Here is a 15,067-nt window from a genome sequence, read left to right on the forward strand (position 1 = left end):
CCGCGTTTCAAGCTTGAGCGTTCTGGGCCTATAATGGAGCCCTTTTCGCCCAATGATTTTGCGGAGCTGGTGATGGTCGAACGTAAGGCTTCCGTCGAGCGCAATACCCTGGAAACCCAGGTCAAGTGCTCGATCAACCTCGATGGCAGTGGCAAGGCCCGATTCGATATCGGCGTGCCGTTCCTTGAACACATGCTTGACCAGATCGCTCGCCACGGGCTGATCGACCTGGATATCGAGTGCAAGGGCGACCTGCATATCGACGATCACCATACCGTCGAAGACGTCGGTATCACCCTCGGCCAGGCATTCGCCCAGGCCATCGGCGACAAGAAAGGCATCTTCCGCTACGGCCACGCCTACGTGCCGCTGGACGAAGCGCTGTCGCGCGTGGTCATCGACTTCTCCGGCCGTCCGGGCCTGCAGATGCATGTGCCGTACACCCGCGCCAGCGTCGGCGGTTTCGATGTCGACCTGTTCCAGGAGTTCTTCCAGGGCTTCGTCAACCACGCCCTGGTGACCTTGCACATCGACAACCTGCGTGGTCACAACACCCACCACCAGATCGAAACCGTGTTCAAGGCCTTCGGCCGCGCACTGCGCATGGCCGTGACCCTCGACGAGCGCATGGCCGGCCAGATGCCGTCGACCAAAGGGTGCCTGTAAATGCAGACGGTAGCCGTAATCGACTATGGCATGGGTAACCTGCACTCGGTGTCCAAGGCGCTCGAACACGTCGGCGCCGGCAAGGTGCTGGTCACCAGCGACGCCGCGGTGATCCGCGAGGCCGACCGCGTGGTGTTCCCAGGCGTCGGCGCGATTCGCGACTGCATGGCCGAGATCCGCCGCCTGGGCTTCGACAGCCTGGTCCGCGAAGTCAGCCAGGACCGCCCCTTCCTCGGCATCTGCGTCGGCATGCAAGCGCTGCTCGAACACAGCGAGGAAAACGACGGCGTCGACTGCATCGGCCTGTTCCCCGGCCAGGTGCGCTTCTTCGGCAAGGGTCTGGAAGAAGACGGCGAGCACCTGAAGGTGCCGCACATGGGCTGGAACGAAGTCAGCCAGACCATCGACCACCCGCTGTGGCACGACATTCCCGACCGCGCGCGCTTCTATTTCGTACACAGCTACTACATCAATGCCGGCAAGCCTGGCCAAGTGGTCGGTCGTGGCCACTATGGCGTCGACTTCGCCGCCGCGCTGGCCGACGGTTCGCGCTTTGCCGTGCAGTTCCACCCGGAGAAGAGCCATACCCATGGCCTGCAGCTGCTGCAGAACTTCGTCGCCTGGGACGGGCGCTGGTAAATGAGCAGGTCGAAGACCAAGGCCCCGATCATCACCCTTGCCCCCGAGCAGGAGCGCGAGGCGCTCGACACCTTGAAGCGCTTCCTCGAAGACCGCTTCGAGCTGCAGCTCGGGTCGTTCGAGGTGGCCGAGGTCCTCGAGTTGTTCAGCAAAGAAATTGCACCCCATTACTACAACAGGGCGATTGCCGATGTTCAGCTGCACCTCAAGGAGCGGTTCGAGAGCATCGAAAGCGATCTGTGGGCGCTCGAAAAGCCCTGAAACCCTAAGAACAGACAGGTTCCCAAGATGCTGATTATCCCCGCTATCGATCTGAAGGACGGTGCCTGCGTGCGCCTGCGCCAGGGCCGCATGGAAGACTCCACGGTGTTTTCCGACGACCCGGTGAGTATGGCCGCCAAGTGGGTCGAGGGTGGCTGCCGCCGCCTGCACCTGGTCGACCTCAACGGCGCCTTCGAAGGCCAGCCAGTCAACGGTGAGGTGGTCACCGCCATCGCCAAGCGCTACCCGAACCTGCCGATCCAGATCGGCGGTGGTATCCGCTCGTTGGAAACCATCGAACACTACGTCAAGGCTGGCGTCAGCTACGTGATCATCGGCACCAAGGCGGTCAAGCAACCGGAGTTCGTCGCCGAAGCGTGCAAGGCCTTCCCGGGCAAGGTCATCGTCGGCCTGGACGCCAAGGACGGCTTCGTCGCCACCGACGGCTGGGCCGAGGTCAGTTCGGTGCAAGTCATTGACCTGGCCAAGCGTTTCGAGGCCGATGGCGTCTCGGCGATCGTCTACACCGACATCGCCAAGGACGGCATGATGCAGGGTTGCAACGTGCCCTTCACCAAGGCGCTGGCCGAAGCCACGTCGATCCCGGTGATCGCCTCGGGCGGCATCCACAACCTGGGTGACATCAAGGCCCTGCTGGATGCCAAGGCCCCTGGCATCATCGGCGCCATCACCGGCCGTGCCATCTACGAAGGCACCCTCGACGTCGCCGAGGCCCAGGCCTTCTGCGACAACTACCAAGGCTGAGGACTGAACCATGGCACTGGCCAAGCGCATCATCCCTTGCCTGGACGTGGACAACGGCCGGGTGGTCAAGGGCGTCAAGTTCGAGAACATCCGTGACGCCGGTGACCCGGTGGAAATCGCCCGTCGCTACAACGAGCAGGGTGCCGACGAAATCACCTTCCTCGACATCACCGCCAGCGTCGATGGCCGCGACACCACCCTGCATACGGTCGAGCGCATGGCCAGCCAGGTGTTCATCCCGCTGACGGTGGGCGGTGGCGTGCGTACCGTGCAGGACATCCGCAACCTGCTCAATGCCGGTGCCGACAAGGTGTCGATCAACACCGCAGCGGTGTTCAACCCCGAGTTCGTCGGCGAGGCCGCGGACCGTTTCGGTTCGCAGTGCATCGTCGTGGCGATCGATGCCAAGAAGGTATCGGGCCCGGGTGAGGCGCCGCGCTGGGAGATCTTCACCCATGGCGGGCGCAAGCCGACCGGTCTGGATGCCGTGGAGTGGGCGAAGAAGATGGAAGGCCTGGGTGCGGGCGAGATCCTGCTGACCAGCATGGACCAGGACGGCATGAAGAATGGCTTCGACCTGGGCGTCACCCGCGCCATCAGCGACGCGCTGGGGATTCCGGTGATCGCTTCGGGTGGGGTGGGCAACCTGCAGCACCTGGCCGATGGCATCCTGGAAGGGCATGCCAGCGCGGTGCTGGCGGCCAGTATCTTCCACTTCGGCGAGTACACGGTGCCTGAGGCCAAGGCCTACATGGCTTCGCGCGGGATCGTCGTTCGCTGAAGCATTGATTGGGGCTGCTTTGCAGCCCATCGCGGCACAAGGCCGCTCCTACACAGGTACAGCGCAGCGCTGGCATATTGCGCAAGCCCTGTAGGAGCGGCCTTGTGCCGCGAAGGGCCGCAAAGCGGCCCCAACGGCCTCACCCGTGATTCTTGCCAAGCAACGCGTGATAAAGCTCGGTATCCCCGAGAATCCCCACCACCTTGTCATCCTCCTGCAGCACCAGCTTGTTGCCGGTCTGGTAACGAATCTGCAGCGCCTCGCGCATGCCGATGTCGGCATGCACCAGCGTCGGCTTGCGCCCCAGCCCCTCCACCGCCTGCCCTGGCGCCCAGTTCTGCATGTCCAGGCCATTCTGCCCCTGGCGTGCGCGCTTGATCGAATTGCCTTCACCCAGGTCCAGCCACGAATCGCCACCCGGATCCAGGCACACCGAGCCATTGACCCGCTTGCAGTTGTCCAGGCTGCGCATCAGGCTGCGCCCGCACAGCACGTTCAGCGGGTTGGTGTGGGCAACGAAGGTGCGCACGTATTCATCGGCCGGGTTGAGGACGATTTCTTCGGGCTTGCTGTACTGGATGATCCGCCCGTCCTTCATGATGGCGATGCGGCTGCCCAGTTTCAGGGCTTCGTCCAGGTCGTGGCTGACGAACACGATGGTCTTGCTCAGCTTGCGCTGCAGCTCCAGCAACTCGTCCTGCAGGCCCTGGCGAATCAGCGGATCGAGCGCCGAGAACGGCTCGTCCATCAGCAGGATGTCGGCGTCCATCGCCAGCGCCCGGGCCAGGCCCACGCGTTGCTGCATGCCGCCGGAGAGCTCGTCCGGCTTCTTGTTGCGCCACTGGGTCAGGCCGACCAGCTCGAGCTTCTCGTCGACCAGCTTGCGCCGTTCCTTCTCCGGGCGACCCTGCATTTCCAGGCCAAAGCTGATGTTCTCGCGCACCGTCAGCCAGGGCATCAGGGCAAATTTCTGGAACACCATGGCGATGCGCTTGGTGCGCATCATCTTCAACTCGGCTGGAGTGCAGTGGGCGATGTCGATGTGCTTGCCTTCGTGCTCGACGAACAGCTTGCCGCGGCTCACGGTGTTGAGGCCGTTGATGCAGCGCAGCAGGCTCGACTTGCCCGAGCCCGACAGGCCCATCAGCACGCAGATCTCGCCCTTGTTGATATCCAAATTGGCCTTTTCGACGCCGACCACCAGGCCGGTCTGCTTGAGGATCTGCTCGCGGGTCTGGCCCTTGTCGAGCAGCGCCAGGGCCTCGCGCGGCTTGTTGGAGAAGATGACGTCGACGTCTTCGAATCGAATGATGCTCATGCTTCACCCCTTACCGGCAGCTCCGGTTGCTTGCAGATACGGTCGAGCATGATTGCCAGCAGTACGATCGCCAGGCCTGCTTCGAAGCCCAGGGAGATATCGGCGGTGTTCAGTGCGTTGACCACAGGTTTGCCCAGGCCGTCGGCACCTACCAGGGCGGCGATCACCACCATCGACAGCGACAGCATGATGCACTGGGTGACGCCAGCGGCGATGCTCGGCATCGCGTGCGGCAGTTCGATGCGGGTCAGCAGCTGGCGCCGCGAGCAGCCGAAGGCCTTGCCGGCGTCGAGCAGCTCCTGCGGCACGTCGCAGATGCCCAGGTAAGTGAGGCGGATGGGCGCGGCGATGGCGAACACCACCGTGGAGATCAGCCCGGGTACCACGCCCAGGCCGAACAGGGTCAGGGTCGGGATCAGGTAGACGAAGGTCGGCACCGTCTGCATCAGGTCGAGCACCGGACGCATGGCGGTATAGAACATCGGCTTGTGCGCGGCGACGATGCCCAGCGGCACGCCGATGGCCACGCAGACCACCGTGGCGAAGGTGACTTGCGCCAGGGTTTCCATGGTTTCCTGCCAGTAACCCAGGTTGAGGATCAGGAGGAAGGACAGGGCGACGAACACGGTCAGCGCCCACTTGCGCTGAATGAGGTGCGCCAGGGCGGCGAACAGGGCGACGAGGACGTAGGGATTGAACCAGGTCAGGGCACTGGTGACGCCATGGATCATGAACTCCAGGCCTTGCGCAATGGCGTCGAAATAATCGGCGCCGTTCTGGGTCAGCCATTCGACGAACGACGCGATGTACTGGCCCAGGGGTATTTTTTGATCGATGAGCATGATAGCGAGCTTCCACCTGCAAAGATTGAAATCAGTCCGGGGCGGGCACGGTCCCGCCCCGAGGTAGCGCTATTGCGTACTGCGTTATTGCGCGAGCTTGGCCTTGGCCGCCTCAAGGCCGGGTTTGCCGTCCACGGTGGTAACGCCAGCGAGCCAGGTATCGAGCTTGCCGGGGTTGTCCTTGAGCCACTTCTTGGCGGCGGCGTCGGGCTTCATCTTGTCGTCCAGGACATAGCCCATCATGGTGCTTTCATCCTTGAGCTCGAACGACAGGTTCTTCAGCAGTTGGCCGACGTTGCTGCATTCCTCCACGTAGCCCTTGCGGGTATTGGTGAGCACGGTGGCCTTGCCGAAGTCCGGCCCGAAGAACTCGTCCCCGCCGGTGAGGTACTGCATCTTGAAGCGGGTGTTCATCGGGTGTGGCTCCCAGCCCAGGAACACGATCGCCTCGCCCCGTTTCTGCGCGCGGTCGACCTGGGACAGCATGCCGGCCTCGCTGGACTGGACGATCTTGAACCCGGCGTCCTTCAGGCCGAAGGCGTTCTTGTCGATCATGCTCTGGATGGTGCGGTTGCCATCGTTGCCGGGCTCGATGCCGTAGATCTTGCCGTCCAGTTCCTTCTTGAACTTGGGAATGTCGCTGAAATCCTTCAGCCCCTTGTCATACAGCGCCTGGGGCACGGCCAGGGTGTACTTGGCGTTCTCCAGGTTGGCGCGCACGGTTTCTACGGTGCCGGCGTCGCGGTATTGCTTGATGTCGTTCTCCATGGTCGGCATCCAGTTGCCGAGAAACACGTCCAGGTCCTTGCCGGTGGCCAGCGACTTGTAGGTCACCGGCACCGAGATCATCGTGGTGTGGGTCTTGTAGCCCAGGGCTTCGAGCACGACGCTGGTAGTGGCCGTGGTGACGGTGATGTCGGTCCAGCCGACATCGGAGAAGCGTACCGTCTGGCACTGCTCGGGTTCGGCGGCCTGGGCCAGCAGCGGAGCGCTAAGCAACGCAACCAGCAACAGCGAGGGTGAACCTTTCATGGATGGACTCCTGTGATTTTTTCTTCGGGTTCGCATGGGTCGCCGGGCGTTCTCAGGGTCCGGTCGACCAGGCCTGCAGAGGGCAGGTTGCGTGGCCGTGCTTTACGAGTCGCTTTCGATAATCCTCCAGCGCCGGGCAATCGCCTACTGGTGGGGTCGTAACCAGTACGCAACGGGTCGCATCCAGTACGGGCAATGTCGTTTATGGGTTTTTCCACCCCTGCAGCCGCGTTTTTGCGTCACCCGGCCGCTGGAAAGCGGCGCCCGGGTGGCCGCGAAGGCCGCGGCGCAGCTGGACAAAAGTACGTCGGTTGCAGACGGCGAGGGGGTAGGCAAAAGCCCGATGATGCGTGCATTCCTGGCGGCTCGCAGCTATCAGCCTAGCAGTTGCCCCGCCCTGCGCATGGCGCGCAGAGACAAGCCCAGCAAGAGGTGATTCGACAATGGCCATCAGCGTGTTCGACCTGTTCAAGATCGGTGTGGGGCCTTCCAGCTCGCACACCGTGGGGCCCATGCGGGCCGGGGCGATGTTCGTCCAGGGGCTGCGCGAGCGCGGCGAGCTGGAACGGGTCAAGCGGATCGAGGTGCGCCTGTATGGCTCGCTGTCGGCCACCGGCGTCGGTCACGGGACCGACAACGCCACTATCATGGGCCTGATGGGCGAATGGCCCGACGCCATCGACCCCACGCAGATCGTCCCGCGTATCGCCGACCTGCGTGAAACCGACACCCTGCTGCTGGATAACCGCTTGCCCATCGAGTTCGTCTGGGCCCGCGACATGCTGCTGCTGGACGAGAACCTGCCGTATCACCCCAATGCCATGACCCTGGTCGCCGAGGGCGAGCAGGGCGAGCTGCACCGCGACACCTACTACTCGGTCGGTGGCGGCTTCGTGGTCGACGCGGCGCAGGCCGCCAGCGGGGTGTTGGACGCCGATCAGACGGTGCTGCCGTACGACTTCGACAGCGCTGCCGAGTTACTGCGCCTGTGCAAGCAAAACGACCTCAGCGTGTCGCAATTGATGATGGCCAACGAGAAGGTCTGGCGCAGCGAAGAAGAGATCCGCGCAGGTCTCTACAAGCTCTGGGACGCCATGCAGGAGTGCGTCGCCAACGGCCTCAAGTACGAAGGCACGCTGCCCGGCGGGCTCAACGTGCGCCGCCGCGCTGCCAAGCTGCACCGCAGCCTGCAGGAGATCGGCAAGCCCAACGTCATCGGCTCGACCATGAGCGCGATGGAGTGGGTCAACCTGTTCGCCCTGGCGGTCAACGAAGAAAATGCCGCTGGCGGGCGCATGGTCACCGCGCCCACCAATGGCGCGGCCGGCATCATCCCGGCGGTGCTGCACTACTACATGCGCTTCAGCGATGCGGTGGACGAGTCCAGCGTGGTCGACTTCTTCCTCGGTGCCGCCGCAGTGGGCATCCTGTGCAAGAAGAACGCCTCGATCTCCGGCGCCGAGGTCGGTTGCCAGGGCGAGGTCGGTTCGGCCTGCGCCATGGCTGCGGCGGGCCTCGCCGAAGTGTTGGGCGCCACGCCGCCGCAGGTGGAGAACGCCGCCGAGATCGCCCTGGAACATAACCTCGGGCTCACCTGCGACCCGGTCGGCGGCTTGGTCCAGGTGCCGTGCATCGAGCGCAACGCCATCGCTGCGGTGAAAGCCATCAACGCCGTCCAGATGGCCTTGCGTGGCGATGGCGAACACTTCATCTCCCTCGACCAGGTGATCCGTACCATGCGCGACACCGGTGCCGACATGCACGACAAGTACAAAGAGACCTCGCGCGGTGGCCTGGCGGTCAGCGCCATCGAGTGTTGAATCATTAGTTGGCTTCACTGGCCTCTTCGCGGGTAAACCCGCTCCTACAGGGACTGCGCAATCTTCGAGAGTTGCGGGGTATCTGTAGGAGCGGGTTTACCCGCGAAGAGGCCACCGTCGATCTCCCAGTGCACCTGCGCCCCATTCAGCGCCCCCTTCTGGTGCACCACTCATCCCGACCAATCGTCGGCTGTCGTAATCAGCATGGGCATTGTCGGTGACACTCAAGAGTGTCGTTTCTGGGCAACCTACACTGCGCGTGTCACCAAATTGCTCAGCCGTTACCCGCAACGCGCTAGCACGCAGGTTTGCGAAGATTGACCAACGCTCAGCGAAGTACCTGATTTGCCTGATGCAGGCGTCGTTTTCAGGTTTTTTTGGATAGCCGTTCAATTTCAGGCACGGCGTTTGCGTTGAGATTGGCCACCAAGCTCCGGTACATCAATCCGGGGCCATAACAAGAATCAGTGCTCGCCTGAGGCACACCCCAGCATTTGTGTGAGGAGAAATCGCGATGACGTCGTACACCTCCGGGAATCCAACCCAGAACCGCACAGCACCCCAGTCCATCGGGTTTCTTCTATTGGACAACTTCACCCTGATTTCCCTGGCATCGGCCGTCGAGCCGCTGCGCATGGCCAACCAGCTGTCCGGTCGCGAGCTGTACCGCTGGCACACGCTGACCGCCGATGGCGGCCAGGTGTGGGCCAGCGACGGCCTGCAGATCACCCCTGACGCGGCGATGCACAACGCGCCGCCCATCGACACCGTGATCGTCTGTGGCGGCGTCGGTATCCAGCGCAGCGTCACCCGCGAGCACGTCACCTGGTTGCAGGCCCAGGCCCGTCAGTCGCGCAGGCTTGGCGCAGTCTGCACCGGCAGTTGGGCATTGGCCTGTGCCGGCCTGCTCGATGGCTTCGATTGCAGCGTGCACTGGGAATGCCTGGCAGCCATGCAGGAGGCCTTCCCACGGGTCAACATGAGCACCCGCCTGTTCACCCTCGACCGCAACCGCTTCACAAGCTCCGGCGGCACCGCGCCGCTGGACATGATGCTACACCTGATCAGCCGCGATCATGGCCGCGAGTTGTCGGCGGCGATCTCCGAGATGTTCGTCTACGAGCGCATCCGCAACGAACAGGATCACCAGCGCGTGCCGCTCAAGCACATGCTCGGCACCAACCAGCCGAAGCTGCAGGAAATCGTCGCGCTGATGGAAGCCAACCTCGAAGAGCCGATCGACCTCGACGAGCTGGCGGTGTACGTGTCGGTGTCGCGCCGGCAGCTCGAGCGGCTGTTCCAGAAATACCTGCATTGCTCGCCATCGCGTTACTACCTGAAGCTGCGCCTGATCCGCGCGCGGCAGTTGCTCAAGCAGACGCCGATGTCGATCATCGAAGTGGCGTCGGTCTGCGGCTTCGTCTCCACGCCGCACTTCTCCAAGTGCTACCGCGAGTACTTCGGCATTCCGCCGCGTGATGAACGTGTGGGGTCCAATACCGCGCAGCAGGTGGCGATGATGCCGATTCCACAGGCCATGACCCTGTCGCCGCACAGTGGGCCGATGGCTGCCCTGAGCCAGGCGCGAAACGAATCGACGTTTGCCAGTGTAAGGCTTTAGAACGACGCGGGCCTCTTCGCGGGCAAGCCCGCTCCTACAGGATGACCGCTGTCCTGTAGGAGCGGGTTTACCCGCGAAGAGGCCCGTTCAGACACACCTCTCAGGCGCGCTGGTTGAACTGCGCCAACGCCGGCAACAGCTGCTTTTCTATCGCCTGGCGCACTGCCGGCAAGATCGTCGCGCTCCCGGTGTACATCTGCTCGACCATCCCCTTGAGCGCCCGTGCATTGGGCTCGGTCAGCCCCCGCACCACCGCCTCGCAGGCCTGCTCGGCGCTGGCCCCTGCAGGAATCTCGAACCCCCGCGCCCGCAGGTGGCCCAACAGATCGTCCTGGTCAATCAAATCCGCATGCATCATGGCTGTTGTCCCTTTTATCGCTAAGAGAGTGCTGCTGTGATTGTCGACCGATTCTGTGACGCGGGCGAGAGGCCGGCAAGGACAGAATGTCGCAATGGCTGCTTTGACTAAGAACAGGTCGTTCCGGGCTAAATCGACCGTGCCGGAAGTACGCACACTCAAGCCATCTACCGCAACGGAGGGTTTGGTCACCCTCGCTCGTGCACAGTGGATGTTGCTCGCTCTTGGCCCCGGATGCTCACGGCTTTCCGGGGCTATTTTTTTGCCTCCAGTCCCATCACCCGGCCAACCAACGCAGGCTCCGGCAAGCCCTGCTGTTCATCCAGCAAACCCTGGAGTAGCGCGATGCTGTGCTCGCCAAACGGGGTCGACCGTGGCCCCGCCAGATCCACATGCAGCAACATCTGCTCACTGGCCGACAGCGCCTCGTCGAACCCTGACCGGTGCAGGCTGTGGTACAGGTGCAGGCGCTTGCGGTCGAAGCCGATGATCTGCGTCTGTACCCACACTTCGGTACCCAACTTCACCTCATGCAGGTAATTGATGTGCGCCTCCAGGGTGAACAGCGAGTGGCCGCTTTGCCCTCGGCTGTCGGCATCCAGGCCGATGCGCTCCATCAGCGCATCGGTGGCGTAGCTGAAGATCAGCAGGTAGAAGGCATCGCGCAGATGCCCGTTGTAGTCGACCCAGTCCTCCTGGACTGGGGTACGGTAGGTGATCAAAGCGGGCATCGTGTTTCCCTCAGTCGCTGAACGACATGCCGTGGTTGGCCTTGCTGGTCTTCACCGCGTCCAGCACCGCCAGCAGCGTGTCATCACGATAGCGCTCCAGTGCGGCGATACTGTGCTGGCCCAGTTGCTCCGAGGTGCCATCGACCACATCGTCGATCAGCTCATCTGTCAGTTCAGGCGCGGGCAGGTAGGTCCAGGGCAGCTTCAGCGCCGGGCCGAACTGCGACATGAAGTGACGCATGCCGGCATCGCCACCGGCCAGGGTATAGGTGAGGAACGTGCCCATGAACGACCAGCGCAGCCCCGCACCGAAGCGAATCGCATCGTCGATTTCGCCGGTAGTGGCCACGCCGTCGTTGACCAGGTGCAGGGCTTCGCGCCACAGCGCTTCGAGCAGGCGGTCGGCGATGAAACCGGGCACTTCCTTGCGCACGTGCAGCGGGCGCATGCCGAGCGCTGTATAGATGGCTTTCGCCGCCTCGATCGCCTCCGGGGCCGTGCGCTTACCGCCGACGATTTCCACCAGTGGCAACAGGTAGACCGGGTTGAACGGGTGGCCGACCACGCAGCGCTCGGGGTGGCTGGCCGACTCGTAGAACTCGCTGGGCAACAGGCCCGAGGTGCTGGAGCCGATGATCGCATCGGGCTTGGCCGCGGCGCTGATGCGGGCATGCAGGTCGAGTTTCAGCTCCAGGCGTTCGGGGGCGCTTTCCTGAATGAAGTCGGCATCACGCACGCAGTCTTCGACCGTGGCGACGAACCTCAATCGGTCCTGCGAAGCGCCTGGCGCCAGGCCTTGTTTTTCGAGGGCCGGCCAGGCATTGGCGATGCGTTTGCGCAGTGCCTGCTCAGCGCCCGGTGCCGGGTCCCAGGCGACCACGTCCAGGCCATGGGCCAGGGCGCGGGCGACCCAGCCGCTGCCGATGACGCCGCTACCCAGGGCGGCGAAGGTCTTGATCTCGGTGATGAAGGGCATGTCGAATCCTCAGGACAAACAGGGACAGTAGGGTTGATGCCAATCCTGTGGGAGGGGGCTCGCCCGCGAACACCGGCGTAGCCGGTGCCAGCCACCGCGTTGCCTGCTTGCCACAGGATTCATGGCGCACTTGCGAGTGTTGAAGGGATCAGCGGCGCTTGAGGTTCATCTTTTCCCGACCTTCTGCCGGGCTGAGCACGCGGCCCCCCATGCGGGTGATGATCTCGGCGGCGCGCTCGACCAACTGGCCGTTGCTGGCCAGCACGCCACGGTCCAGGTACAGGTTGTCTTCCAGGCCGACCCGCACGTTGCCGCCGAGCAGCACCGCCTGGGCGGCCATCGGCATCTGCATGCGACCGATGCCGAAGCCGGCCCAGGTGACGTTTGCCGGCAGGTTGTCGACCATGGCCTTCATGGTGGTGGTGTCGGCCGGCGCACCCCACGGGATGCCCAGGCACAGCTGGAACAGTGGATCCTCGAGCAGGCCTTCCTTGATCATTTGCTTGGCGAACCACAGATGCCCGGTGTCGAAGATTTCCAGCTCGGCCTTCACGCCCAGTTCGGTGATGCGCTTGGCGCCGGCGCGTAGTTGCGCCGGGGTGGATACATAGATGGCGTTGCCGTCGCCGAAATTGAGCGTGCCGCAGTCGAGGGTGCAGATCTCAGGCAGCAGCGCCTCGACGTGGGCCAGGCGCTCCAGCGGGCCGATCAGGTCGGTGCCTGGGCCGAACGCCATGGGCGACTCGCCCGGGCCGATCTCCAGGTCGCCGCCCATGCCGGCGGTGAGGTTGACGATGATGTCCACGTCGGCTTCGCGAATGCGCTCCATGACTTCGCGGTACAGCGCCACGTCGCGGCTGAAACGGCCCGTCTCGGGATCGCGGACGTGGCAGTGGACGACAGTGGCGCCGGCCTTGGCGGCTTCGACGGCGGATTCGGCGATCTGCTTGGGGGTGACCGGGACCAGGTGGCTCTTGGCGACCGTGTCGCCAGCGCCGGTGAGGGCGCAGGTGATGATGACGTCGTGGTTCATGATGGTTCCTTGTGCGGTATAGGGTGGTCTTTTCGCGGGCAAGCCCGCTCCCACAGGGGAGCGGGTGCCCCTGGCATGCGCGTCTATCTGTGGGAGCGGGCTTGCCCCGCGAAGCGGCCGGGTCAGTTGGCGCTGAGCTTGAGGTTCTCGGCCGCCGGCTTGCCGTCGAAGGTGGTCACACCCTCAAGCCAGCGAGCCTTGTCTTCAGGGTGGTCCTTGAGCCATTGGCGCGCCGATTCCAGCGCATCTTTGTGGTCGAGCAACGGCTGCATCATTCGGCTCTCGTCCTCGGCACTGAAGTTCAGGTTGGCCAGCAGGCGGTTGGCATTGGGGCAGCGTTCGGCATAGTCCGGGGCGGTCACCGTCCACACCGTGGCGCGCCCTTCGTCCGGCCCCAGGGCGTCCTGGCTATCGCCCAGGTAGGCCATGTCGATGTTGACGTTCATCGGGTGCGGCGCCCAGCCGAAGAACACCACCGCCTGCTTGCGCCGCACGGCGCGGTCCACTGCCGCGAGCATGCCGGCCTCGCTGGACTCCACCAGCTGGAACTTGCCCAGACCGAACTGGTTCTTGTCGATCATCGCCTTGATCTGGGTGTTGGCACCGGAGCCTGGCTCGATGCCGTAGATCTTGCCGCCCAGCTCCTTCTCGAACTTGTGGATGTCGGCGAACGTCTTCAGGCCCTTGTCGGCCAGGTATTTCGGCACCGCGAGGGTGGCGCGGGCGTCCTCCAGGCTGGGTTTGTCGAGCACCTTGACCTGGCCTGCGTCGACGAAGGGGGTGATGGTCTGGGTCATGATCGGGTTCCAGTAACCCAGGAACATGTCCAGGCGCTTGTCGCGGATACCGGCGAAGATGATCTGCTGCGAGGCGCTGGTCTGCTTGGTCTGATAACCAAGACCGTCGAGCAGTACCTGGGCCATGGCGCTGGTGGCGATGACGTCGGTCCAGTTGACCACGCCCAAGCGGACGTTCTTGCATTCGGCCGGCTCGGCGGCGAACAGTGGGGTGACCAGGGTGCTGCTCAGGGCAAGGGACAGCAGGCTGCGGCGGACAAAGCGGTGCATGGTGGCTCTCCATCGGCAGTGCATATTGTTATGGTGGCCGGTCTCTCTGGACCGTGTGAACACGCTACGCTGCCCACAGTGCGAAAAATCGCACTCCGGCGACCAACATTTGCACGCAAGCGACTTCTTCTCCCGTGGAGCCTGCAATGCCGCAACTGATCCACTTCCTACTGCTGCCAGGGTTTTCGGCGATGGGCTTCATCAGCGCCGTAGAGCCACTGCGGGTGGCCAACCGCTTCAAGGGGCCGTCGTACCGTTGGCGGGTGTTGAGCCTGGACGGCGGTGCGGTATTGGCCAGCAATGGCATGTCGGTGAACGCCGATGCGCCTTTGGCAGAGGTTGAGTCAGGGGGGGTATTGCTGATCATTGCGGGCTTCGATCCGCTGGCCTGCTACGGCCCACCGCTGCAGCAGGCGTTACGCCGCCTCGATCACGCCGGGGTGATTCTCGGCGGCATCGATACCGGCCCCATGGTGTTGGCCGAAGCGGGGCTGCTCGATGGCTACCGCGCCACCCTGCACTGGGAGGCGCTGGACGCTTTCAAGGAGCGCTATCCACGCTTGCACGTGACCCAGGAGTTGTTCGAGATCGACCGCAGGCGCATCACTTGTGCCGGTGGCACGGCCTCGATCGACCTGATGCTCGACCTGATCGGGCAGTCGCACGGCAGTGAATTGGCGGTGCAGGTTTCCGAGCAGTTCGTGCTCGGGCGTATCCGCCCACGCCAAGACCACCAACGCATGCAGATCGCCAGCCGGTATGGCATCAGCAACAAGAAGCTGGTGCGGGTGATTGGCGAGATGGAAAAGAACATCGAATCGCCCCTCGATACCCTCACGCTGGCCCAATCCATACAAGTCAGCCGACGACAACTCGAGCGATTGTTTCAGGTGCACCTGGAACTAACACCCCGTGCCTTTTATCTGCGATTGAGGTTAGACAAGGCCCGACAGTTACTGCAGCATTCAGACATGAGTGTTATGGAGGTAGGCGTTGCCTGCGGTTTTGAATCTGCCTCTTACTTTACTCGCTGTTACAAAGCCTGTTTTGGTTGTTCTCCACGACGGGATCGATGAGTAAAAAACCGCCTTTAAGTAGTCGAGATATGACGGTTAAGTCCATGGGAAAGGCGTTGCGGGTTGGTATGAGCTCAACCT

At 63.4% G+C, this 15,067-nt stretch carries 16 protein-coding genes; 8 read left to right on the forward strand and 8 right to left on the reverse strand.

Annotated features, from left to right (window positions below):
- The first annotated feature begins 72 nt into the window (after nucleotides 1-72).
- The 5 genes from hisB to hisF are packed head-to-tail and all read left to right on the forward strand — an operon-like array spanning nucleotide 73 to nucleotide 3,112.
- Nucleotides 73-666 carry an imidazoleglycerol-phosphate dehydratase HisB gene (gene hisB / locus E6B08_RS01865; protein WP_133327498.1) on the forward strand — a complete coding sequence of 198 codons (594 nt, stop codon included), beginning with the start codon at nucleotides 73-75 and terminating at the stop codon, nucleotides 664-666.
- Nucleotides 667-1,305, forward strand: coding sequence for an imidazole glycerol phosphate synthase subunit HisH (hisH, locus tag E6B08_RS01870; RefSeq protein WP_136912528.1), 639 nt, complete (start codon nucleotides 667-669; stop codon nucleotides 1,303-1,305).
- Nucleotides 1,306-1,566, forward strand: coding sequence for a DUF2164 domain-containing protein (locus E6B08_RS01875; RefSeq protein WP_054903416.1), 261 nt, complete (start codon nucleotides 1,306-1,308; stop codon nucleotides 1,564-1,566).
- Nucleotides 1,567-1,593: 27 nt separating this feature from the next.
- Nucleotides 1,594-2,331, forward strand: a complete 738-nt coding sequence (gene hisA, locus E6B08_RS01880; protein WP_023382794.1) for a 1-(5-phosphoribosyl)-5-[(5-phosphoribosylamino)methylideneamino]imidazole-4-carboxamide isomerase — start codon at nucleotides 1,594-1,596, stop codon at nucleotides 2,329-2,331.
- Nucleotides 2,332-2,341: 10 nt separating this feature from the next.
- Nucleotides 2,342-3,112 (forward strand): imidazole glycerol phosphate synthase subunit HisF, encoded by a 771-nt coding sequence (gene hisF, locus E6B08_RS01885; RefSeq protein ID WP_011536177.1) that lies wholly within the window; start codon nucleotides 2,342-2,344, stop codon nucleotides 3,110-3,112.
- 139 nt (nucleotides 3,113-3,251) lie between these two features.
- On the opposite strand, the gene choV is transcribed toward hisF, so the two are convergent.
- The 3 genes from choV to E6B08_RS01900 all read right to left on the reverse strand — a co-directional run bounded on the left by choV (nucleotide 3,252) and on the right by E6B08_RS01900 (nucleotide 6,304).
- A complete protein-coding gene (gene choV, locus E6B08_RS01890) occupies nucleotides 3,252-4,430 on the reverse strand; it encodes a choline ABC transporter ATP-binding protein (protein ID WP_136912529.1) in 1,179 nt (392 codons plus the stop codon).
- A complete protein-coding gene (choW, locus tag E6B08_RS01895; RefSeq protein WP_192938672.1) occupies nucleotides 4,427-5,275 on the reverse strand; it encodes a choline ABC transporter permease subunit in 849 nt (282 codons plus the stop codon). Before choW ends, choV begins: the two co-directional genes overlap by 4 nt.
- Nucleotides 5,276-5,356: 81 nt before the next feature.
- Complete coding sequence (locus E6B08_RS01900; RefSeq protein WP_136912531.1) at nucleotides 5,357-6,304, reverse strand: choline ABC transporter substrate-binding protein; 948 nt, start codon at nucleotides 6,302-6,304, stop codon at nucleotides 5,357-5,359.
- Nucleotides 6,305-6,747: 443 nt separating this feature from the next.
- On the opposite strand from E6B08_RS01900, the gene E6B08_RS01905 reads away from it, so the two are divergent.
- Together E6B08_RS01905 and E6B08_RS01910 are read left to right on the forward strand one after the other, a co-directional pair.
- Nucleotides 6,748-8,124 (forward strand): L-serine ammonia-lyase, encoded by a 1,377-nt coding sequence (locus tag E6B08_RS01905; RefSeq protein WP_136912532.1) that lies wholly within the window; start codon nucleotides 6,748-6,750, stop codon nucleotides 8,122-8,124.
- Nucleotides 8,125-8,638: 514 nt separating this feature from the next.
- On the forward strand, nucleotides 8,639-9,745 hold the full coding sequence (locus tag E6B08_RS01910) for a GlxA family transcriptional regulator (RefSeq protein WP_136912533.1): 1,107 nt from the start codon (nucleotides 8,639-8,641) through the stop codon (nucleotides 9,743-9,745).
- Nucleotides 9,746-9,845: 100 nt separating this feature from the next.
- Here the strand turns inward: E6B08_RS01910 and E6B08_RS01915 are convergent, their stop codons facing one another.
- The 5 genes from E6B08_RS01915 to choX form a co-directional block, all read right to left on the reverse strand.
- Entirely contained in the window at nucleotides 9,846-10,103 is a 258-nt protein-coding gene (locus tag E6B08_RS01915) for a hypothetical protein (protein WP_136912534.1), read from the reverse strand.
- A 254-nt stretch (nucleotides 10,104-10,357) separates the two neighbouring features.
- Nucleotides 10,358-10,834: a thioesterase family protein gene (locus E6B08_RS01920; protein WP_136912535.1), complete on the reverse strand. Its 477-nt coding sequence runs from the start codon at nucleotides 10,832-10,834 to the stop codon at nucleotides 10,358-10,360.
- A gap of 10 nt (nucleotides 10,835-10,844) precedes the next feature.
- Nucleotides 10,845-11,810: an L-carnitine dehydrogenase gene (locus tag E6B08_RS01925; protein ID WP_136912536.1), complete on the reverse strand. Its 966-nt coding sequence runs from the start codon at nucleotides 11,808-11,810 to the stop codon at nucleotides 10,845-10,847.
- 148 nt (nucleotides 11,811-11,958) lie between these two features.
- Entirely contained in the window at nucleotides 11,959-12,843 is an 885-nt protein-coding gene (locus E6B08_RS01930; RefSeq protein WP_136912537.1) for a 3-keto-5-aminohexanoate cleavage protein, read from the reverse strand.
- 122 nt (nucleotides 12,844-12,965) lie between these two features.
- Nucleotides 12,966-13,910 carry a choline ABC transporter substrate-binding protein gene (gene choX, locus E6B08_RS01935; RefSeq protein WP_136912538.1) on the reverse strand — a complete coding sequence of 315 codons (945 nt, stop codon included), beginning with the start codon at nucleotides 13,908-13,910 and terminating at the stop codon, nucleotides 12,966-12,968.
- Nucleotides 13,911-14,056: 146 nt separating this feature from the next.
- Between choX and E6B08_RS01940 the strand changes: the two genes are divergently transcribed.
- Complete coding sequence (locus tag E6B08_RS01940; RefSeq protein WP_136912539.1) at nucleotides 14,057-14,986, forward strand: GlxA family transcriptional regulator; 930 nt, start codon at nucleotides 14,057-14,059, stop codon at nucleotides 14,984-14,986.
- The last annotated feature ends 81 nt before the right edge of the window (nucleotides 14,987-15,067 follow it).

This window comes from Pseudomonas putida (assembly GCF_005080685.1).
GTDB lineage: Bacteria > Pseudomonadota > Gammaproteobacteria > Pseudomonadales > Pseudomonadaceae > Aquipseudomonas > Aquipseudomonas putida_V.